At 59.6% G+C, this 17,421-nt stretch carries 16 protein-coding genes and 2 pseudogenes; 9 read left to right on the forward strand and 9 right to left on the reverse strand.

The window, feature by feature from the left end:
• The first annotated feature begins 3 nt into the window (after positions 1-3).
• Positions 4-768 (forward strand): amino acid ABC transporter ATP-binding protein, encoded by a 765-nt coding sequence (locus RHM58_RS13970; protein WP_322270591.1) that lies wholly within the window; start codon positions 4-6, stop codon positions 766-768.
• 78 nt (positions 769-846) lie between these two features.
• Here RHM58_RS13970 and RHM58_RS13975 read toward each other — a convergent pair whose 3' ends face one another.
• Together RHM58_RS13975 and RHM58_RS13980 are read right to left on the reverse strand one after the other, a co-directional pair.
• Entirely contained in the window at positions 847-1,317 is a 471-nt protein-coding gene (locus RHM58_RS13975; RefSeq protein WP_322270592.1) for a type II toxin-antitoxin system MqsA family antitoxin, read from the reverse strand.
• Positions 1,314-1,625 (reverse strand): type II toxin-antitoxin system MqsR family toxin, encoded by a 312-nt coding sequence (locus RHM58_RS13980; protein ID WP_201255851.1) that lies wholly within the window; start codon positions 1,623-1,625, stop codon positions 1,314-1,316. The genes RHM58_RS13975 and RHM58_RS13980 overlap by 4 nt, the downstream gene beginning before the upstream one ends.
• 165 nt (positions 1,626-1,790) lie before the next feature.
• Here RHM58_RS13980 and RHM58_RS13985 point away from each other — a divergent pair, with 165 nt between their 5' ends.
• The 5 genes and pseudogenes from RHM58_RS13985 to RHM58_RS14005 all read left to right on the forward strand — a co-directional run bounded on the left by RHM58_RS13985 (position 1,791) and on the right by RHM58_RS14005 (position 5,689).
• Positions 1,791-2,450: a FadR/GntR family transcriptional regulator gene (locus RHM58_RS13985; RefSeq protein ID WP_322270593.1), complete on the forward strand. Its 660-nt coding sequence runs from the start codon at positions 1,791-1,793 to the stop codon at positions 2,448-2,450.
• Positions 2,440-3,751, forward strand: a pseudogene (locus RHM58_RS13990) (CynX/NimT family MFS transporter). Before RHM58_RS13985 ends, RHM58_RS13990 begins: the two are co-directional and overlap by 11 nt.
• Before the next feature lie 108 nt (positions 3,752-3,859).
• Positions 3,860-4,330: a nuclear transport factor 2 family protein gene (locus RHM58_RS13995; protein ID WP_322270594.1), complete on the forward strand. Its 471-nt coding sequence runs from the start codon at positions 3,860-3,862 to the stop codon at positions 4,328-4,330.
• 40 nt (positions 4,331-4,370) lie between these two features.
• On the forward strand, positions 4,371-4,667 hold the full coding sequence (locus RHM58_RS14000; protein WP_322270595.1) for a GIY-YIG nuclease family protein: 297 nt from the start codon (positions 4,371-4,373) through the stop codon (positions 4,665-4,667).
• Between the two features lie 84 nt (positions 4,668-4,751).
• Positions 4,752-5,689 (forward strand): annotated as a pseudogene (locus tag RHM58_RS14005) (glutathione S-transferase family protein).
• A 99-nt stretch (positions 5,690-5,788) separates the two neighbouring features.
• Here the strand turns inward: RHM58_RS14005 and RHM58_RS14010 are convergent.
• Positions 5,789-6,139: a glutaredoxin family protein gene (locus RHM58_RS14010; RefSeq protein WP_201200831.1), complete on the reverse strand. Its 351-nt coding sequence runs from the start codon at positions 6,137-6,139 to the stop codon at positions 5,789-5,791.
• Positions 6,139-7,143, reverse strand: a complete 1,005-nt coding sequence (gene yejK / locus RHM58_RS14015) for a nucleoid-associated protein YejK (protein ID WP_201200832.1) — start codon at positions 7,141-7,143, stop codon at positions 6,139-6,141. Before yejK ends, RHM58_RS14010 begins: the two co-directional genes overlap by 1 nt.
• Positions 7,144-7,629: 486 nt before the next feature.
• Here yejK and RHM58_RS14020 point away from each other — a divergent pair, with 486 nt between their 5' ends.
• Positions 7,630-7,911: an HU family DNA-binding protein gene (locus tag RHM58_RS14020; protein WP_007905514.1), complete on the forward strand. Its 282-nt coding sequence runs from the start codon at positions 7,630-7,632 to the stop codon at positions 7,909-7,911.
• A gap of 199 nt (positions 7,912-8,110) precedes the next feature.
• Here RHM58_RS14020 and rlmF read toward each other — a convergent pair whose 3' ends face one another.
• The 5 genes from rlmF to RHM58_RS14045 form a co-directional block, all read right to left on the reverse strand.
• The gene (rlmF, locus tag RHM58_RS14025; RefSeq protein WP_322270596.1) at positions 8,111-9,133 is read right to left on the reverse strand and encodes a 23S rRNA (adenine(1618)-N(6))-methyltransferase RlmF; all 1,023 of its coding nucleotides are present in this window, start codon (positions 9,131-9,133) and stop codon (positions 8,111-8,113) included.
• Positions 9,134-9,367: 234 nt separating this feature from the next.
• A complete protein-coding gene (locus tag RHM58_RS14030) occupies positions 9,368-12,214 on the reverse strand; it encodes a valine--tRNA ligase (RefSeq protein WP_322270597.1) in 2,847 nt (948 codons plus the stop codon).
• Positions 12,215-12,427: 213 nt separating this feature from the next.
• On the reverse strand, positions 12,428-12,811 hold the full coding sequence (locus tag RHM58_RS14035) for a DNA polymerase III subunit chi (protein ID WP_322270598.1): 384 nt from the start codon (positions 12,809-12,811) through the stop codon (positions 12,428-12,430).
• A gap of 8 nt (positions 12,812-12,819) precedes the next feature.
• Positions 12,820-13,248, reverse strand: coding sequence for a DNA polymerase III subunit chi (locus RHM58_RS14040; RefSeq protein ID WP_201200843.1), 429 nt, complete (start codon positions 13,246-13,248; stop codon positions 12,820-12,822).
• Between the two features lie 60 nt (positions 13,249-13,308).
• Entirely contained in the window at positions 13,309-14,799 is a 1,491-nt protein-coding gene (locus RHM58_RS14045; protein WP_322270599.1) for a leucyl aminopeptidase, read from the reverse strand.
• Positions 14,800-15,106: 307 nt separating this feature from the next.
• Here RHM58_RS14045 and lptF point away from each other — a divergent pair, with 307 nt between their 5' ends.
• Together lptF and lptG are read left to right on the forward strand one after the other, a co-directional pair.
• On the forward strand, positions 15,107-16,225 hold the full coding sequence (lptF, locus tag RHM58_RS14050) for an LPS export ABC transporter permease LptF (RefSeq protein ID WP_201200847.1): 1,119 nt from the start codon (positions 15,107-15,109) through the stop codon (positions 16,223-16,225).
• Positions 16,218-17,285: an LPS export ABC transporter permease LptG gene (gene lptG / locus RHM58_RS14055; protein WP_201200849.1), complete on the forward strand. Its 1,068-nt coding sequence runs from the start codon at positions 16,218-16,220 to the stop codon at positions 17,283-17,285. Before lptF ends, lptG begins: the two co-directional genes overlap by 8 nt.
• Positions 17,286-17,421 lie beyond the last annotated feature (136 nt).

The following is a 17,421-nucleotide window of genomic DNA, read 5'->3' on the forward strand; positions in this document are numbered from 1 at the left end:
TTTATGAGTGAAGCGATCAAACAGCCTGTGAGCCCTGAAGGCATTATTCAGATGCAGGGCGTTAACAAGTGGTACGGCCAGTTCCACGTGTTGAAAGACATCAACCTGAACGTCAAGCAGGGCGAGCGTATCGTCCTGTGCGGCCCTTCGGGTTCCGGCAAGTCGACCACCATTCGTTGCCTCAATCGCCTGGAAGAACACCAGCAGGGCCGCATCGTGGTCGATGGCGTGGAACTGACCAACGACCTCAAGCAGATCGAAGCGATCCGCCGCGAAGTCGGCATGGTGTTCCAGCGCTTCAACCTGTTCCCGCACATGACCATCCTGCAGAACTGCACCCTGGCACCGATGTGGGTGCGCAAGATGCCGAAACGCAAGGCCGAAGAAATCGCCATGCACTACCTGGAACGCGTCCGCATTCCGGAGCAGGCGCATAAATTCCCGGGGCAACTGTCCGGCGGCCAGCAACAGCGCGTCGGCGTTGCCCGTGCCCTGTGCATGAAACCGAAAATCATGCTGTTCGACGAACCAACGTCGGCACTCGACCCGGAAATGGTGAAAGAGGTTCTCGACACCATGATCGGCCTGGCCGAAGACGGCATGACCATGCTCTGCGTAACCCACGAAATGGGCTTCGCCCGCACCGTGGCCAACCGCGTGATCTTCATGGACAAGGGCGAAATCGTCGAACAGGCTGCGCCGAACGACTTCTTCGATAATCCACAGAATGATCGTACCAAGCTGTTCCTGAGCCAGATCCTGCATTGATCCTGCACAGGCGTTGAAATAAACCCGGACGTGTTCCGGGTTTATTTTTGCCTGGGATTTATCGCCGAACACATCCCCCTACGAAGCGGGTGCTGTGTCGCGCTTGGCGAGTAACTGACGCAAATCCTCACCATCACTCAGCGCATGCACTTCGGCCATCAGGTGCGGATGCCGATCAAGCAGGCGCATCAGCGTAAACAGCGGCTGAGGCGGGGCAAGTTCGCCACGCTCGTAGCGGGAAAATGCATTGTGCCCGCCGCCAGACAGCAACTTCACCGCGTCTTTTTGCGTGAGGTGCAGTTTGCGCCGTATGCGTTTCATCTCGTTTGCCAGGAGCTGACGGCAGTCCATCAGCAACTGATCGCTAGCGTCCGAGTAGCGCTCGGCACTGCCGTCATCGAATTCGATTTCACCGCAAACCCTGCATTCCCAGCCTGAAATATCCTCAACCTGACGGGTCATTTGTTTGAAGTCGATGGTAATGCTGCGCGGCTCGAAATGTTGCAGCCCGTCATGGGTGCCGCAGCTGAAGCATTGCTTTGTATTCATGCGTCTTTCTCCTTGAAGGAGATAATCGGTGGCCCACCACCCGGGCGATAAGTCACTTTGATGCGGATCTCCAGACCGTGAGTCTTGATGTGGTACACGTCCTGCCAGATGCGATGGTCGGCGCAGGTGGTCATCGATTTGTGCAACATCCTGTACTCCAGCGAGTAAACGATTCGCAGCATTTGAGAAAGACTCAAGTCCATTCTGCGACCGCCTTCGCGGGCGGTGCCCGTAAATGCCCTGGTTCCCAGTCTGATCGCTTGCGCCTTCACCACTGACAAGTCGTAATGAGGTGTGTTCTTTTCCATAAGACACTTCAACCTTGAACATAAAATTACCCTTTAAGGGTAATTTTGACAATCGAGAATCCCGCTCCATTTCCTGCCCTTTAACCCTAGGCGCTTGTCCTCTCGGAAGATGCTGACTAACATGTCAGAAAATTCATCCTATGATTGGATGAAAGGGCGAATCCTATGTCAGACATTTCTCCACTCGTTAAGCGATCCTTGGTCGATCAGGCCTTGGACCTGTTACGTCAGCGCATCACCGAAGGTGTTTGGGTGGTTGGTCAGCGCCTACCCACAGAGCCCGAGCTGTCCGCCGAGCTGGGCATCAGCCGTAACACCGTGCGCGAAGCCATGCGGGTGTTGGCGTTTTCCGGGTTGATCGAAATCCGCCAGGGCGACGGTAGTTACCTGCGGGCCGTATTCGATCCGTTGGACACGATGAAAGCGCTGTCCCGCTGCACCCACGAACAAGCCCGGGAAACCCGGCACATTCTGGAAGTCGAAGCCATCGGCCTGGCGGCATTGCGCCGTACCGACGAAGACCTGGCGGCGCTGCGCGAAGCCTTGGGCGTCAGCGGTAGTCATTACCACGGCGATCTCGACAGCTACATCGCCTGCGACCTGGTGTTCCACCGCCGTCTGGTGGACGCCGCACACAACCCGACCCTCAGCGAGTTGTATCGCTACTTCTCCAGCATCATCGGCGCGCAACTGCGCAAGACCCTGAATATTTCCCCGCGACGCCAAGAGGTGTTCGATCTGCATATCGAACTGCTGGATGCCGTCGAGCAACGTGACCCGGAACGGGCCAAAGCCCTGTCGAGGCAGTTGATCAATGAACCTTGAAACCGAGAAAACCATGCCTGCCAATCACAGCAACATCACGCAGCCCAAGCGCACGGCAGAGCTCGAAGAGCTGCTGATCGACGCCGAGGCCGATGACGAACAGGTCCAGCAAAGTCACCCGATCCTGCGTCGGCCGTGGCTGTTGTTACTGGGGCTGATCCTGGTGGCGCTGAACCTGCGCCCGGCGCTGTCGAGCATGGCGCCGATGCTCAGTGAAGTGTCGAAGACGCTTGGTTTGTCGGCTGCTCAGGCCGGTTTGCTGACCACATTACCGGTACTCTGCCTCGGCTTGTTCGCACCGCTAGCGCCGATTTTGGCGCGACGTTTTGGTGCCGAGCGAGTGGTGCTCGGGATTCTGCTGGTGCTGGCCGGCGGGATCATCCTGCGCAGCTCCTTCGGTGAAGTCGGGCTGTTTGCCGGCAGCGTTCTGGCCGGGGCCAGCATCGGTGTGATTGGCGTATTGCTGCCGGGGATCGTCAAGCGCGACTTCCCGAAACAGGCCGGGACCATGACCGGTGTCTACACCATGGCCCTGTGTCTGGGCAGCGGCGACTTCGGCGGCGGGCGCGACCGTGCCGTTGAGCGAACATTTCGACAAGAGCTGGGCATTGGGCCTGGGGTTTTGGGTGGTGCCGGCGCTGGTCGCGGCGATTTTCTGGTTGCCGCAAGTGGGGCAAAAACATGGCTCGCACAACGTTGCCTACCGCGTCCGCGGTCTGCTGCGTGATCCGTTGGCCTGGCAAGTAACGCTTTACATGGGCCTGCAATCGTCGCTGGCCTACATCGTGTTCGGCTGGTTGCCGTCGATCCTGATTGGCCGTGGACTGACGCCGACTCAGGCCGGTCTGGTGCTGTCGGGTTCGGTGATCATTCAATTGGCCAGCTCCCTCGCCGCACCGTGGTTGGCAACACGCGGCAAGGACCAGCGACTGGCGATCGTCGTGGTCATGCTGCTGACCCTCGGCGGTTTGTTCGGTTGCCTCTACGCGCCGATCGAAGGTCTGTGGGGTTGGGCGATCCTGCTGGGTCTGGGGCAGGGCGGTACGTTCAGCCTCGCACTGACGCTGATCGTGCTGCGCTCACGTGACGCGCATGTCGCCGCCAACCTGTCGAGCATGGCCCAGGGCTTCGGTTACACCCTGGCGTCCATGGGCCCGTTCGCCGTCGGCATCGTGCACGACTGGACCGGCGGCTGGAACGCGCTGGGCTGGATCTTCGGCATCATCGGTTTGGGCGCGATCATCGCCGGGCTCGGTGCCGGGCGTTCGCTGTACGTTCAGGTAACCAGCGAAAAAGTCTGAATCCGCGCACTACTGGCATTCGGCCCACGAATGCCGGTGGTTTTGCGATCATTTGCAGACTATCGTGCAGGCAATCTTTTGAAGCCATTTTGCGAACGGAGCCTGCCCATGAGTGATGTCCACAACGCCCTGATCACCCGGTTCTACCAGGCCTTCCAGCGGTTGGATGCCGATGCCATGGCTGCCTGCTACACCGACGACGTGGTGTTTAGTGATCCGGCGTTCGGCGAGTTGCGCGGCCGTGACGCCGGCGACATGTGGCGCATGCTCACCACTCGGGCCAAAGATTTTTCCCTGATTTTCGATAACGTGCGCAGCGACGAGCGCACGGGCGGTGCTCACTGGGTGGCGACGTATTTGTTCAGCCAGACCGGCAACATCGTGATCAACGACATCCAGGCGCGTTTCGTGTTTCGCGATGGCAAGATTTGCGAGCATCACGACAACTTCGATCTGTGGCGTTGGTCGCGTCAGGCACTGGGCACAAAAGGCTTGTTGTTGGGCTGGACGCCACTGGTGCGCAACGCCGTTCGCGCCCAGGCCTTGAAGGGGCTGAAGGCATTCCAGGCCAGTCGCTGATAAGATCGCGGCTTGTTTCCTTTCAAGCCTTGATCGCCACGTGAACACCCTCAGCGAAATCCCCGCCGACACCCCGGTGAGCAAACCCTGGTTCGTCTACCTCGTGCGCGCGGCCAATGGTTCGCTCTACTGCGGGATCAGCGACGATCCGGTGCGCCGTTTTGCCAAGCACCAAAGCGGCAAGGGCGCGCGGTTTTTCCTCTCCAGCCCCGCCATGGCACTGGTCTACACCGAAGTCTGTCGCGATAAAAGCGAAGCGCTGCGTCAGGAACGGCTGATCAAAAAACTCAAAAAAAGCGCCAAAGAGTGCCTGGTGGGCACTTATCAACCTGACTGATCAGTTCCCATAAAGCAGATCTGTAGGCCGCTCACCGATTGAGCGCTAAGCTGCGAACTCCTTATCCGTGGGTTGGAGCCGAGCATGTCAGAGTTGATTCTTCACAATTACCCGACGTCCCCTTTTGCAGAAAAGGCTCGCCTGCTGCTGGGCTTCAAGGGCTTGTCCTGGCGCTCGGTGAAGATCTCGCCGGTGATGCCAAAACCCGATCTGACCGCGCTCACGGGCGGCTACCGCAAGACGCCGGTGTTGCAGATCGGCGCCGATATTTATTGCGACACCGCACTGATCGCCCGTCGCCTGGAGCAAGAGAAAGCTCTGCCGGCGTTCTTCCCGGAAGGTCAGGAGATGATCGCCGCGACCTTCGCTGCCTGGGCGGATTCGGTGGTGTTCCAGCATGCGAGTTCAGTCTGGTGTTCCAGCCGGAATCGGTGGCAGTGCGCTTCGGCAAATTGCCGCCGGAAGCGATCAAGGCGTTCCTGGCCGATCGTGCCGGGTTGTTCAGCGGTGGCAGCGCTACGCGGTTGTCGGCGGAGCAGGCTCGGCACCAGTGGCCGACGATCATCGGGCGCCTCGAACAACAGCTTCAGCGCGAGCAGGGCGACTTCCTGTTTGGCGAGCCGTCGATTGCCGACTTTTCCCTGGCTCACTGCCTGTGGTTCCTCAAGGCGACGCCCGTGACTTCACCGTTGGTTGACGCCTATCCGGCGGTTTCGGCGTGGTTGGGTCGGGTGATGGGTTTTGGTCACGGTGCGTTTAGCGAGATGACGGCCGAGGAGGCGCTGGAGGTGTCGCGCAATGCCACGCCGGCTGCGTTGCCGGGCGAGTCGTTCGATGAGCCTAACGGGTTTGAGGTGGGCCAGCAGGTGGTGATCGCGGCCACTGACTATGGTGTTGATCCGGTGGCGGGTGAGCTGGTGTTTGCGGGGCGTGAGGAATTGATTTTGCGCCGTGAAGACGAACGTGCGGGTGTGGTGCATGTGCACTTTCCGCGGTTCGGATTTCGGATCGAAAAACACTGAACCCTGTAGGAGCGAGGCTTGCCCGCGAAGGCGTCATCACTGGCGCTAAAAGCTTCGCGGGCAAGCCTCGCTCCTACGGGTTTTGTGTGAGGCATTGATTTACTTCAGGGCGGCGAGAATTTCGTCAGGGTCATACCCGCGAATCAATGTGCCGTTGACGTCGATCAACGGTATCCCACGCCCACCCAGCGCTTCATAGGCCTTGCGCGCCTCGGCGTCCTTCTCGATATCGAATTCCTTGTATGGAATCCCCTTCTGGTCGAGAAAGCGCTTGGTCAGCTTGCAGTAGCCGCACCAGTCGGTGGCGTAGAGCACGACGTTGGCCTTGGCCTGCGTTTGCTCGGACACCACTTGCGCCGGGTGGATGTACCGCTCGATCTTGCCCCAGTTCTGGTAAACCACGACCACCAGCAGGATCAGCAGGAATTTCTTCAGGATGCCGTTCAGCATCAGTTGCGCCGCTTGAGCTGGTCAGTCAGTTGGGTCGGCAAGCCCTTGATGATCAGCGTGCCGGCTTCTTCGTCGTATTCGATCTTCGAGCCCAGCAGGTGCGCTTCAAAGCTGATGGACAGCCCTTCAGCGCGCCCGGTGAAGCGGCGGAACTGGTTCAGGGTGCGCTTATCCGCCGGAATCTCCGGGGACAGGCCGTAATCCTTGTTGCGGATGTGATCGTAGAAGGCTTTCGGGCGTTCTTCGTCGATCAGCTCCGAGAGTTCTTCCAGGCCCATCGGCTCGCCGAGTTTGGCTTGGCTGCTGGCGTAATCAACCAGGGTTTTGGTTTTCTCGCGGGCGGACTCTTCCGGCAAGTCTTCGCTTTCGACGAAGTCACTGAAGGCTTTGAGCAAGGTGCGGGTTTCGCCGGGGCCGTCGACGCCTTCCTGGCAGCCGATGAAGTCGCGGAAATACTCCGAAACCTTTTTGCCGTTCTTACCTTTGATAAACGAAATGTACTGCTTGGATTGCTTGTTGTTCTGCCACTCGGAAATGTTGATCCGCGCCGCCAGGTGCAACTGGCCCAGATCAAGGTGGCGGGACGCGGTGACGTCCAGCGCTTCGGTCACGGCAACGCCTTCGCTATGGTGTAACAGGGCGATGGCCAGGTAATCGGTCATGCCTTGCTGGTAGTGCGCAAACAGCACGTGGCCGCCCACCGACAGGTTCGACTCCTCCATCAGCTTTTGCAGGTGTTCCACCGCCACCCGGCTGAACGCCGTGAAATCCTTGCCGCCGTCGAGGTATTCCTTCAGCCAGCCGCTGAACGGATGCGCCCCGGACTCGGCATGGAAGAAACCCCAGGCCTTGCCTTGTTTGGCGTTGTAGCTCTCGTTGAGGTCGGCGAGCATGTTCTCGATGGCGGTGGACTCTGCAAGTTCCGAGTCGCGAGCGTGAAGAACTGCAGGTGTGCCGTCGGGTTTTTTGTCGATCAGGTGGACGATGCAATGACGGATCGGCATGGGCTTCTCGGCTGATTGAAGAGAGGAGGGCGTGCTCCCCCAAAAAGTGCCAAGTGTACCGCAAACAGGCCAGCACGCCCCCTTTGTAGGAGCTGCCGAAGGCTGCGATCTTTTGATCTTGTTTTTTAAAATCAAAGTCCAAAGATCGCAGCCTTCGGCAGCTCCTACAGGGGCGGGAAGGCAAAATCGCCGGTGCGCGATGGCCCTTATGCAGTTTTTTACCGGTTTAGAGCAATAAAGCTGACCAAATGGGTAGCAAGAGGCGGATATTTCCCCGTCTCTGTGCTAGTTTTGCCCCGTCTTACGCGAAGTCACTGCGTTAAGCGTGCATTCAGCATTTGTCAGGTCGAACCAAACCCTGATTTCGGTATCTATAACCCCGACTCGTCGCGGTTATGGCCGAGGGTGCCAGATCCAGAAGATCGGGCTCGATGGCTGACACTGCACTCTGCAATCCATATGAATTTGATAGGGAAGGAACACTACATGGCTCTTACTAAAGACCAACTGATCGCCGACATCGCTGAAGCTATCGACGCGCCAAAAACCACCGCGCGTAACGCTCTGGACCAACTGGGCCAAATCGTTGCCGATCAGCTGGAAAACGGCGGCGAAATCACTCTGCCGGGTATCGGCAAACTGAAAGTGACCGAGCGTCCTGCCCGCACTGGCCGTAACCCTTCGACTGGCGCTGCCATCGAAATCGCTGCCAAGAAAGTTATCAAGCTGGTTGTGGCCAAAGGCCTGACCGACGCTGTTAACAAGTAAGACGCAGTAAAAAAGCCGTGCACCGGAGTGATCCGGGCACGGCTTTTTTGTGTCTGCGATTCGGCCCTTAAAACACCTCGAAACCAATGTGGGAGCGGGCTTGCTCGCGAAGGGGCCTTAACATTCAGCATCAATGTTGAATGTTAGACCGTATTCGCGAGCAAGCCCGCTCCCACAGTTGATCTGCGTCGCTAGTGACTCAGCCCTTGCGAACCCAGCGCTCGCGCCAGACTTGCTGCTCGGATTTGGTCTGGAAGGTCCAGGCAACGAAGCGACTTTGCTTCTGCCCTTGGGACATTTCCACGACCTGGCTTTCCAGGACGCCGGCCTTTTTCAGCGCGGTCTGGATCGCTGGCAGGTTCGAGGCTTTCGACACCAGCGTGCTGAACCACAGCACTTTGTGTTGGAAGCTCGCGCTTTCGGCGATCAGTTGGGTCACAAAGCGTGCTTCGCCACCTTCACACCACAATTCGGCGGATTGACCGCCAAAGTTCAGCACCGGCAGTTTGCGTTTCGGGTCGGCACGGCCCAGGGCGCGCCATTTACGCTCGCTGCCCTTGGTGGCCTCGTCCATCGACGCGTGGAACGGCGGGTTGCACATGGTCAGGTCGAAGCGTTCGCCGGGCTCGAGCAGGCCCAGCAGAATGTGCTTGGGATTGCTTTGCAGTCGCAGCTGGATGGCTTTGTTCAGCCCGTTGGACTGGACGATGGCTTTGGCGGCGGCCACGGCCGTAGGGTCAATTTCCGAACCGAGGAAGTGCCAGCGGTAGTCGCTGTAGCCGATCAGCGGATAAACGCAGTTGGCGCCCATGCCGATATCGAGCACTTTGACCGGAGCGCCACGCGGGATCTCGCCGTCGTTGACGCTGGCCAGCAGGTCGGCCAGGAAGTGCACGTAGTCGGCACGCCCCGGAACCGGTGGGCATAGGTAGTCAGCCGGGATGTCCCAGTGGGCCACGCCGTAGAACGACTTGAGCAGCGCCCGGTTGAACACCCGCACCGCGTCAGGGCTGGCGAAGTCGATGCTTTCCTTGCCATACGGGTTGAGGATCACGAACTTCGCCAGTTCCGGCGTGCTCTTGATCAGCTCCGGGAAGTCGTAACGACCCTGGTGACGGTTGCGCGGGTGCAGGCTGGCCTTCGGACGTGGTTCCACGGCGTTGGCCGGGGTGGCGGAGTCAGGCTTCTTGCGCGCAGGGCGGGGTGTGCGGGGGGCGTTCATGGGTGTGGTCGATTCGGGTATGGCTGAAAGTGGGGGGCATTGTCCCACAGACGATGGCCGCGCGGGGATCCTGTAGGAGCGAGGCTTGCCCGCGAAGGCCGCGACACGGTCAATAAGATACACCGCGTTATCGTTCTTCGCGGGCAAGCCTCGCTCCTGCGGACAGCATGGGAGAATGTGGCGGGCATAAAAAGGGAGGCCACAGGGCCTCCCTCCTTCATTGCGATTTAGCAGTTACAAACTGGCAATCCGCGCATGTTGCTCCGCCAACTTGCCCAAAGCCTGTTCAGCTTCGGCCAATTTGGCGCGTTCCTTGTCGATGACTTCAGCCGGGGCCTTGTCAACGAAACCAGCGTTGGACAGTTTGCCGCCCACGCGCTGGACTTCGCCCTGCAAACGCAGGATTTCCTTGTCCAGACGCGCCAGTTCGGCGTCCTTGTCGATCAGGCCGGCCATCGGCACCAGCACTTCCATCTCGCCAACCAGAGCGGTAGCGGACAGCGGTGCTTCTTCGCCAGCAGCCAACACCGTGATCGACTCCAGACGCGCCAGCTTCTTCAGCAGCGCTTCGTTCTCGGTGAGACGACGCTGGTCTTCGGCACTGACGTTTTTCAGAAACAGGTTCAGCGGCTTGCCTGGACCGATGTTCATCTCGGCGCGAATGTTGCGCGTGCCGAGCATCAGCGTCTTCAGCCACTCGATGTCATCTTCGGCGCCCTGATCGATGCGTGCTTCGTTGGCCACAGGCCAAGGTTGCAGCATGATCGTCTTGCCTTCGATACCGGCCAGCGGCGCGATGCGCTGCCAGATTTCTTCGGTGATGAATGGCATGAACGGGTGCGCCAGACGCAATGCGACTTCCAGCACCCGAACCAGGGTGCGGCGGGTGCCGCGCTGGCGTTCAACCGGGGCGTTTTCGTCCCACAGCACAGGCTTGGAGAGTTCCAGGTACCAGTCGCAATACTGGTTCCAGATGAACTCGTACAAGGCTTGTGCCGCCAGGTCGAAGCGGAACTGGTCGAGTTGACGGGTCACTTCGGCTTCGGTGCGTTGCAGTTGCGAGATGATCCAGCGATCCGCCAGGGACAGTTCGTAGGCTTCGCCGTTCTGGCCGCAGTCTTCGCCCTTGTCCAGAACGTAACGCGCGGCGTTCCAGATCTTGTTGCAGAAGTTGCGATAGCCTTCGACGCGGCCCATGTCGAACTTGATGTCACGACCGGTGGACGCCAGCGAGCAGAAAGTGAAGCGCAGAGCGTCGGTGCCGTAGCTGGCGATGCCGTCGGCGAACTCGTCGCGGGTCTGCTTCTCGATCTTCTTCGCCAGTTTCGGCTGCATCAGGCCGTTGATGCGTTTGTGCACCAGGTCTTCCAGCTCGATACCGTCGATGATGTCCAGCGGGTCCAGGACGTTGCCCTTGGACTTGGACATCTTCTGGCCCAGGCCATCGCGTACCAGACCGTGAACATAAACGGTCTTGAACGGAACCTGCGGCGTGCCGTCTTCGTTCTTCACCAAGTGCATGGTGAGCATGATCATCCGGGCAACCCAGAAGAAAATGATGTCGAAACCGGTCACCAGCACGTCGGTGGAGTGGAATTTCTTCAGGAACTCGGTTTGCTCAGGCCAGCCGAGCGTGGAGAAGGTCCACAGGCCCGAACTGAACCAAGTGTCGAGAACGTCGTTGTCCTGCTGCAACGCAACGTCCGGGCCGAGGTTGTGCTTGGCACGTACTTCGGCTTCGTCGCGACCGACGTAGACTTTGCCCGACTCGTCGTACCAGGCCGGAATCCGGTGGCCCCACCACAGCTGACGACTGATGCACCAATCCTGGATGTCGCGCATCCACGAGAAGTACATGTTTTCGTATTGCTTTGGCACGAACTGGATGCGGCCGTCTTCAACGGCAGCAATCGCAGGCTCGGCCAATGGCTTGGTCGACACGTACCACTGGTCGGTCAGCCACGGCTCGATGATGGTGCCGGAGCGATCGCCTTTCGGCACTTTCAGGTTGTGATCGTCGACGCTGACCAGCAGGCCGGCCGCATCGAACGCAGCAACGATCTGCTTGCGCGCTTCGAAGCGGTCGAGGCCAGCGTATTCTGCCGGGATCTTGCCGTCGATGCTTTCGTTCAGCGTGCCGTCGAGGTTAAACACCTGACAGGCCGGCAGGACGGCGGCGTTCTTGTCGAAGATGTTCAGCAGCGGCAGGTTGTGGCGCTTGCCGACTTCATAGTCATTGAAGTCGTGGGCCGGGGTGATTTTCACGCAGCCGGTGCCGAATTCAGGGTCGCAGTAATCGTCGGCGATGATCGGGATGCGGCGGCCAACCAGTGGCAGCTCGACAAACTTGCCGATCAGGGCTTTATAGCGCTCATCGTTCGGGTTCACCGCGACGGCGGAGTCGCCGAGCATGGTTTCCGGGCGAGTGGTCGCGACGATCAGGTAATCGTTGCCTTCAGCAGTCTTGGCGCCGTCGGCCAGCGGGTACTTCAGGTTCCACAGGAAACCTTTCTCGTCGTGGTTTTCCACTTCGAGGTCGGAAATCGCCGTGTGCAACTTGGTATCCCAGTTGACCAGGCGCTTGCCGCGGTAGATCAGGCCGTCTTCATGCAGGCGCACGAAGGCTTCTTTAACGGATTCCGAGAGGCCGTCATCCATGGTGAAGCGCTCACGGCTCCAGTCTACGGACGAGCCAAGGCGACGGATCTGACGGCTGATGTTGCCGCCGGATTCATCTTTCCATTCCCAGATTTTCTCAAGAAATTTCTCGCGGCCCAGGTCGTGGCGGCTCTGGCCTTTGGCTTCGAGCTGACGCTCCACCAGCATTTGCGTGGCGATACCGGCGTGGTCGGTGCCCGGCTGCCACAGGGTGTTGCGACCCTGCATGCGACGGAAACGGATCAGGGCATCCATGATCGCGTTGTTGAAGCCGTGACCCATGTGCAGGCTGCCGGTGACGTTCGGCGGCGGGATCATGATGGTGTAGGACTCGCCCGCGCCTTGCGGGGCGAAGTAATTCTCGGACTCCCAGGTGTTGTACCAGGAAGTTTCAATGGCGTGCGGCTGGTAGGTCTTATCCATGCGCGGCGGGACCCTATTGGCATTTATTCAGGAAAAGCCGGCAAGTATAGCGGGGCATGGGGCATAGGGCGAGCAGGGGCGGACAGCACGCATTTTCTGTCAGTGGCGCAAATCAATGTGGGAACGAGCCTGCTCGCGATGCAGGCGCCTCGGTCTTTCATGAGACCGAGGTTATGCAATCGCGAGCAGGCTCGCTCCCACAGGGATAGATGCTTATTCGTACTGGCTGAGCAACCGCTCCATCCGCGCATCCAGCCGACGTTTGATCTCGGTTTCAATATGCGGAGCGAAGTCGTCGATCACGTCTTGCATGATCAATTGCGCGGCGGCGCGCAGTTCGCTGTCCAGGTGCAGCAGGGCGTCGGGGCCTTTGCTGGCGGCCGCTGCCGGTTGGGCGGCAGGGGCGGGAGGCGGTTCGACGGCTTGCGGCGCGGCGCTAACGTTATCGAACAACATCGGAATCTGTTCCTGATCACCGTCATGGACCGTGTCGGTCAGCAACGGCGGTTGCAGGTTGTCATCACCGAGCAGTTGGCGGATCGACTCAAGGTCATCCAGCAGGTGCGCGGACTTTTGCTGCGGTTTTGGAGTGTCCATCGGAATGCTCAGAGTCGCTGTAAACGGTGATCTTGCAGAGGATAGCCCTGTTCGCGGTAGAAACGGAAACTCTCCCGCGCAGCCGCACGAATCGTCGGATCTTCCACCACCACTTCCGCCACTCGGGCGAATTTGTTGGCAAAGGCCGGGACTTTCAGGTCGAGATTGACCAGCAGATCCTGATGCGCACCGCAGTCATCGCCAAGTCCCAGGACAATCAAACTGTCCGGTTCGCTTTCAGCGGGACCGTGAGGTACGAAGGTTTCACCTTTGAACGTCCACAGGCGTGCATCGAGGTCGTCACGCTGGGCGGCATCGCTGCAATGCAGGTAGATGCGGTGCCCCATGCGCCAGGCTTTTTCGGTGAGCTTGCAGGCAAAGTCCAGCCGCGCTGATGGATCGGCGCTGGGCAGGATATAGAAGTCGACTTTGGTCATTGCGGTTCCTGAGCCTTGTACGGCGTCACTCGAAAGTGACGCCGTACAAGTTCATTGGTTTCAGGCTTTGGCGCGGTCCAGCAGGTATTGGGTCAGCAGAGGAACCGGACGGCCAGTGGCGCCCTTGTCCTTGCCACCGCTGGTCCACGCGGTGCCGGCGATGTCCAGGTGCGCCCAGTTCAGGTTCTTGGTGAAGCGCGACAGGAAGCAGGCCGCAGTGATGGTGCCGCCCTTCGGGCCGCCGATGTTGGCGATGTCGGCGAACGGGCTGTCCAGCTGCTCTTGATACTCATCGAACAGCGGCAGTTGCCAGGCGCGATCGTCAGCCGCTTGGCCGGCGCTCAGCAGTTGACCGATCAGTTCGTCGTTGTTGCCCAGCAGGCCCGAGGTGTGGGCGCCCAGTGCAACGACGCAAGCGCCGGTCAGGGTTGCGATGTCGATCACGGCTTGTGGCTTGAAGCGCTCGGAGTAGGTCAGTGCATCGCACAGCACCAGACGGCCTTCGGCGTCGGTGTTGAGGATTTCCACGGTCTGGCCGCTCATGGTGGTGACGATGTCGCCAGGACGCGAAGCGTTGCCGCTCGGCATATTCTCGGCGCAGGCCAGGATGCACACCAGGTTGATCGGCAGTTTCAGCTCGAGCACAGCACGCAGGGTGCCGAACACGCTGGCCGCGCCGCCCATGTCGTACTTCATCTCATCCATGCCGGCGCCCGGCTTCAGGCTGATGCCGCCGGTGTCGAACGTGATGCCCTTGCCAACCAATGCGTACGGCTTCTCGGATTTCTTGCCGCCGTTGTATTGCATGACGATCAGGCGCGGTGGCTGGGCGCTGCCCTGGCCAACGGCGTAGAACGAGCCCATGCCCAGGTCCTTGATCTTCTTCTCATCGAGGACTTCGACTTTCAGGGTTTTGAATTCTTTGCCCAGGTTCTTGGCTTGTTCACCAAGGAACGTCGGGTGGCAGATGTTCGGCGGCAGGTTGCCCAGGTCGCGGGTGAATGCCATGCCGTTGGCGATAGCGGTGGCGTGGGCTACGGCGCGCTCGACTTCAGCCTGGGCAGCCTTGATGGTCACCAGGGTGATTTTCTTCAGGGCGCGAGGTTCGGCTTTCTGGCTCTTGAACTGGTCGAAGGTGTATTCGCCGTCCACCAGGGTCTCGGCCAGCAGGCGGGTCTTGCCGTAGCTATCGCGGCCCTTGACCACCACTTCATCCAGCGCCAGCACAGCGTCAGTGCCGCCCAGACCTTTCAGGGTGTTGAGGACGCCGGCGATGATTTTGCGGAATGGACGGTCGCCCAGTTCTTCATCCTTGCCCACGCCAACCAGCAGCACGCGCTCGGCTTTGAGGTTTGGCAGGCTGTGCAGCAACAGGCTCTGGCCGACTTTGCCGGCCAGGTCGCCGCGCTTCAAAACGGCGCTGATGGCGCCGCCAGTCAGTTCGTCGAGTTGTTTGGCGACGGCGCCGAGCTTGCGGTTTTCGCCGACGGCGACCACCAGAGTGGCGGTTTTCAACGTTTCTGGGCTAACGCTTTTTACAACCAGTTCCATGTCCGGGTCCCTGAATTAATGGTCAACACGCAGCGTTCGGCAGTGTGCACAAACGCCTGCTTATATAGATAGAAAGACGCAGGTCACGGCCCGCGACAAAGGCCGCAGTTTGAACCCCGCTACCGGCGCCTGACAACCCTCGGTTGTACGATCTTCGGTGCTTTGACCACCTGCTTGAGCATGCGCAGTGACAGGCGCACCCAATCACAGGATAATGCGCCATCTTTTTCGGTGGCTCTGCCCTGCGGGCCACCCGATACGTTTGCTTGTTTGGCCGCCTTAGCCTGACAACCCTGGAGTGTCTGGTTTGATTGTCTTCCGTTATCTATCCCGCGAAGTCCTGTTGACCTTGAGCGCCGTCAGCGCCGTGCTGCTGGTCATCATCATGAGCGGTCGCTTCATTAAATACCTCGCGCAGGCGGCTTCGGGCCAATTGGACCCGAGTTCACTGTTCCTGATCATGGGCTTTCGCCTGCCGGGCTTCTTGCAGCTGATCCTGCCATTGGGTCTGTTCCTGGGCATTCTGCTGTCGTATGGCCGGCTGTACCTGGAAAGCGAAATGACCGTGCTGTCGGCCACCGGCATGAGCCAGCAGCGTCTGCTTCGCATCACCCTGTTTCCCGCCACCCTGGTGGCGCTGGTCGTGGCCTGGCTGAGCCTGAGCCTGGCACCGCAAGGGGCTAATCAGTTCCAGTTGTTGCTGAACAAGCAGGACGCCCTGACCGAGTTCGATACCCTTGAACCGGGTCGCTTCCAGGCCTTGCGTGACGGTACGCGGGTGACCTACACCGAGCAGCTGTCGGCGGATCGCGTCAATCTGGCCGGCGTGTTCATTTCGCAGAAGAATATTTCCTCCGACCAAAAGGACCGCGGGATTTCCGTGCTGGTGGCCGAGAAGGGTCGTCAGGAAATCCGTCCCGATGGCAACCGCTACCTGATTCTCGACAACGGCTATCGCTACGACGGTAATCCGGGGCAGGCCGACTACCGGGCCATCAAATATGACGAGTACGGCGTTTTGCTGGCCAAGCCGGACGTCAGCGACGAAGTCACGGACCGTGATGCAATGACCACCAACTCCTTGCTGGCCAGTGACGATGTGCGTTCGCGCGCCGAGCTGGAGTGGCGCCTGTCCTTGCCATTGCTGGTGTTTATCGTGACCCTCATGGCTGTTCCGTTGTCGCGGGTCAATCCGCGCCAGGGCCGATTCCTCAAGCTGCTGCCGGCGATTCTTCTATATATGGCTTACCTGACCATCCTGATTGCCGCGCGCGGTGCCCTCGAGAAGGGCAAGATCCCGACAGCACTTGGCCTGTGGTGGGTGCATGCGATCTTCCTGGTCATCGGTCTGGGGTTGCTCTACTGGGAGCCCATGCGCTTGAAGATGGCGAGTCGCCGCGCTGCGCTGGAGGTGGCTCGTGGTTAAGCTCGATCGCTACATTGGTGGCAGCGTTCTCATGGCGATCCTGGCGGTGCTGGGGATCATTCTCGGTCTGGCGACGCTGTTCGCCTTCATCGATGAAATGAGTGACGCCAGCGATACTTACACCTTGATGGATGTCTTGAGCTACGTGCTGCTCACGGCGCCGCGACGTCTTTACGACATGTTGCCGATGGCGGCGCTGATCGGTTGCCTGATTGGTCTCGGCAGCCTGGCCAGCAACAGCGAACTGACCATCATGCGCGCCGCCGGTGTATCCATCGGTCGGATCGTCTGGGCGGTGATGAAGCCGATGCTGGTCCTGATGATCGTGGGTGTGTTGATCGGCGAATACGTGGCGCCCGCCACCGAGAATGTCGCTCAGGCCAATCGCTCCCTGGCACAGGGCAGTGGTGATGCACAAAGTGCAAAGCACGGTTTGTGGCATCGCCAGGGTGATGAGTTCATTCACATCAACTCCGTGCAGCCCAATGGGGTGCTGTATGGCGTGACTCGTTATCGCTTCGACAAAGAGCGTCACATGTTGTCGGCCAGCTTCTCCAAGCGTGCGGAGTTCGACAAGGATCACTGGACGTTGAGCGACGTCACTACCACGCTGTTCCATGAACAGGAAAAGCGCACTGAAGTGGTGAGCGCCCCGGTCGAACGCTGGGATGTGGCCTTGAGCCCGCAATTGCTCAATACCGTGGTAATGACCCCTGAGACGCTGTCGATCAGCGGTTTGTGGAGTTACATCCACTATCTGGCTGACCAGGGCCTGAACAATGGCCGTTACTGGCTGGCATTTTGGGTCAAGGTATTGCAGCCGTTGGTCACTGCCGCGCTGGTGCTGATGGCCATTTCCTTCATCTTTGGTCCGCTGCGTTCGGTGACCCTGGGTCAGCGGGTGTTTACCGGCGTACTGGTCGGCTTCACCTTCCGCATCGTTCAGGATTTGCTCGGGCCTTCGAGCCTGGTGTTCGGTTTCTCGCCGCTATTTGCGGTGCTGGTGCCGGCCACTGTCTGTGCCTTGGCCGGGGTCCTGTTGTTGCGTCGGGCCGGGTGATTCCGGGTCTTTCCTGACTTTTCCGGTTGCTCGAAACGCCCTTGTCGCAAGACCGGGGCGTTTTTGTATTCTCCGTCTGACCTGCGAACGTGACGCTTGCGCCGTGGATCAGGTACAATTCCCGGCTATTTTTCGG

The organism is Pseudomonas sp. 10S4, from assembly GCF_034344865.1.
Classification (GTDB): Bacteria; Pseudomonadota; Gammaproteobacteria; order Pseudomonadales; family Pseudomonadaceae; genus Aquipseudomonas.

Excerpts from the sequence above, each read along its gene's own strand:
- RHM58_RS13970 (WP_322270591.1), top strand. The coding sequence starts at position 4 with ATGAGTGAAGCGATCAAACAGCCTGTGAGCCCTGAAGGCATTATTCAG.
- RHM58_RS13975 (WP_322270592.1), bottom strand. The coding sequence starts at position 1,317 with ATGAATACAAAGCAATGCTTCAGCTGCGGCACCCATGACGGGCTGCAA.
- RHM58_RS13980 (WP_201255851.1), bottom strand. The coding sequence starts at position 1,625 with ATGGAAAAGAACACACCTCATTACGACTTGTCAGTGGTGAAGGCGCAA.
- RHM58_RS13985 (WP_322270593.1), top strand. The coding sequence starts at position 1,791 with ATGTCAGACATTTCTCCACTCGTTAAGCGATCCTTGGTCGATCAGGCC.
- RHM58_RS13995 (WP_322270594.1), top strand. The coding sequence starts at position 3,860 with ATGAGTGATGTCCACAACGCCCTGATCACCCGGTTCTACCAGGCCTTC.
- RHM58_RS14010 (WP_201200831.1), bottom strand. The coding sequence starts at position 6,139 with ATGCTGAACGGCATCCTGAAGAAATTCCTGCTGATCCTGCTGGTGGTC.
- yejK (WP_201200832.1), bottom strand. The coding sequence starts at position 7,143 with ATGCCGATCCGTCATTGCATCGTCCACCTGATCGACAAAAAACCCGAC.
- RHM58_RS14020 (WP_007905514.1), top strand. The coding sequence starts at position 7,630 with ATGGCTCTTACTAAAGACCAACTGATCGCCGACATCGCTGAAGCTATC.
- rlmF (WP_322270596.1), bottom strand. The coding sequence starts at position 9,133 with ATGAACGCCCCCCGCACACCCCGCCCTGCGCGCAAGAAGCCTGACTCC.
- RHM58_RS14030 (WP_322270597.1), bottom strand. The coding sequence starts at position 12,214 with ATGGATAAGACCTACCAGCCGCACGCCATTGAAACTTCCTGGTACAAC.
- RHM58_RS14035 (WP_322270598.1), bottom strand. The coding sequence starts at position 12,811 with ATGGACACTCCAAAACCGCAGCAAAAGTCCGCGCACCTGCTGGATGAC.
- RHM58_RS14040 (WP_201200843.1), bottom strand. The coding sequence starts at position 13,248 with ATGACCAAAGTCGACTTCTATATCCTGCCCAGCGCCGATCCATCAGCG.
- RHM58_RS14045 (WP_322270599.1), bottom strand. The coding sequence starts at position 14,799 with ATGGAACTGGTTGTAAAAAGCGTTAGCCCAGAAACGTTGAAAACCGCC.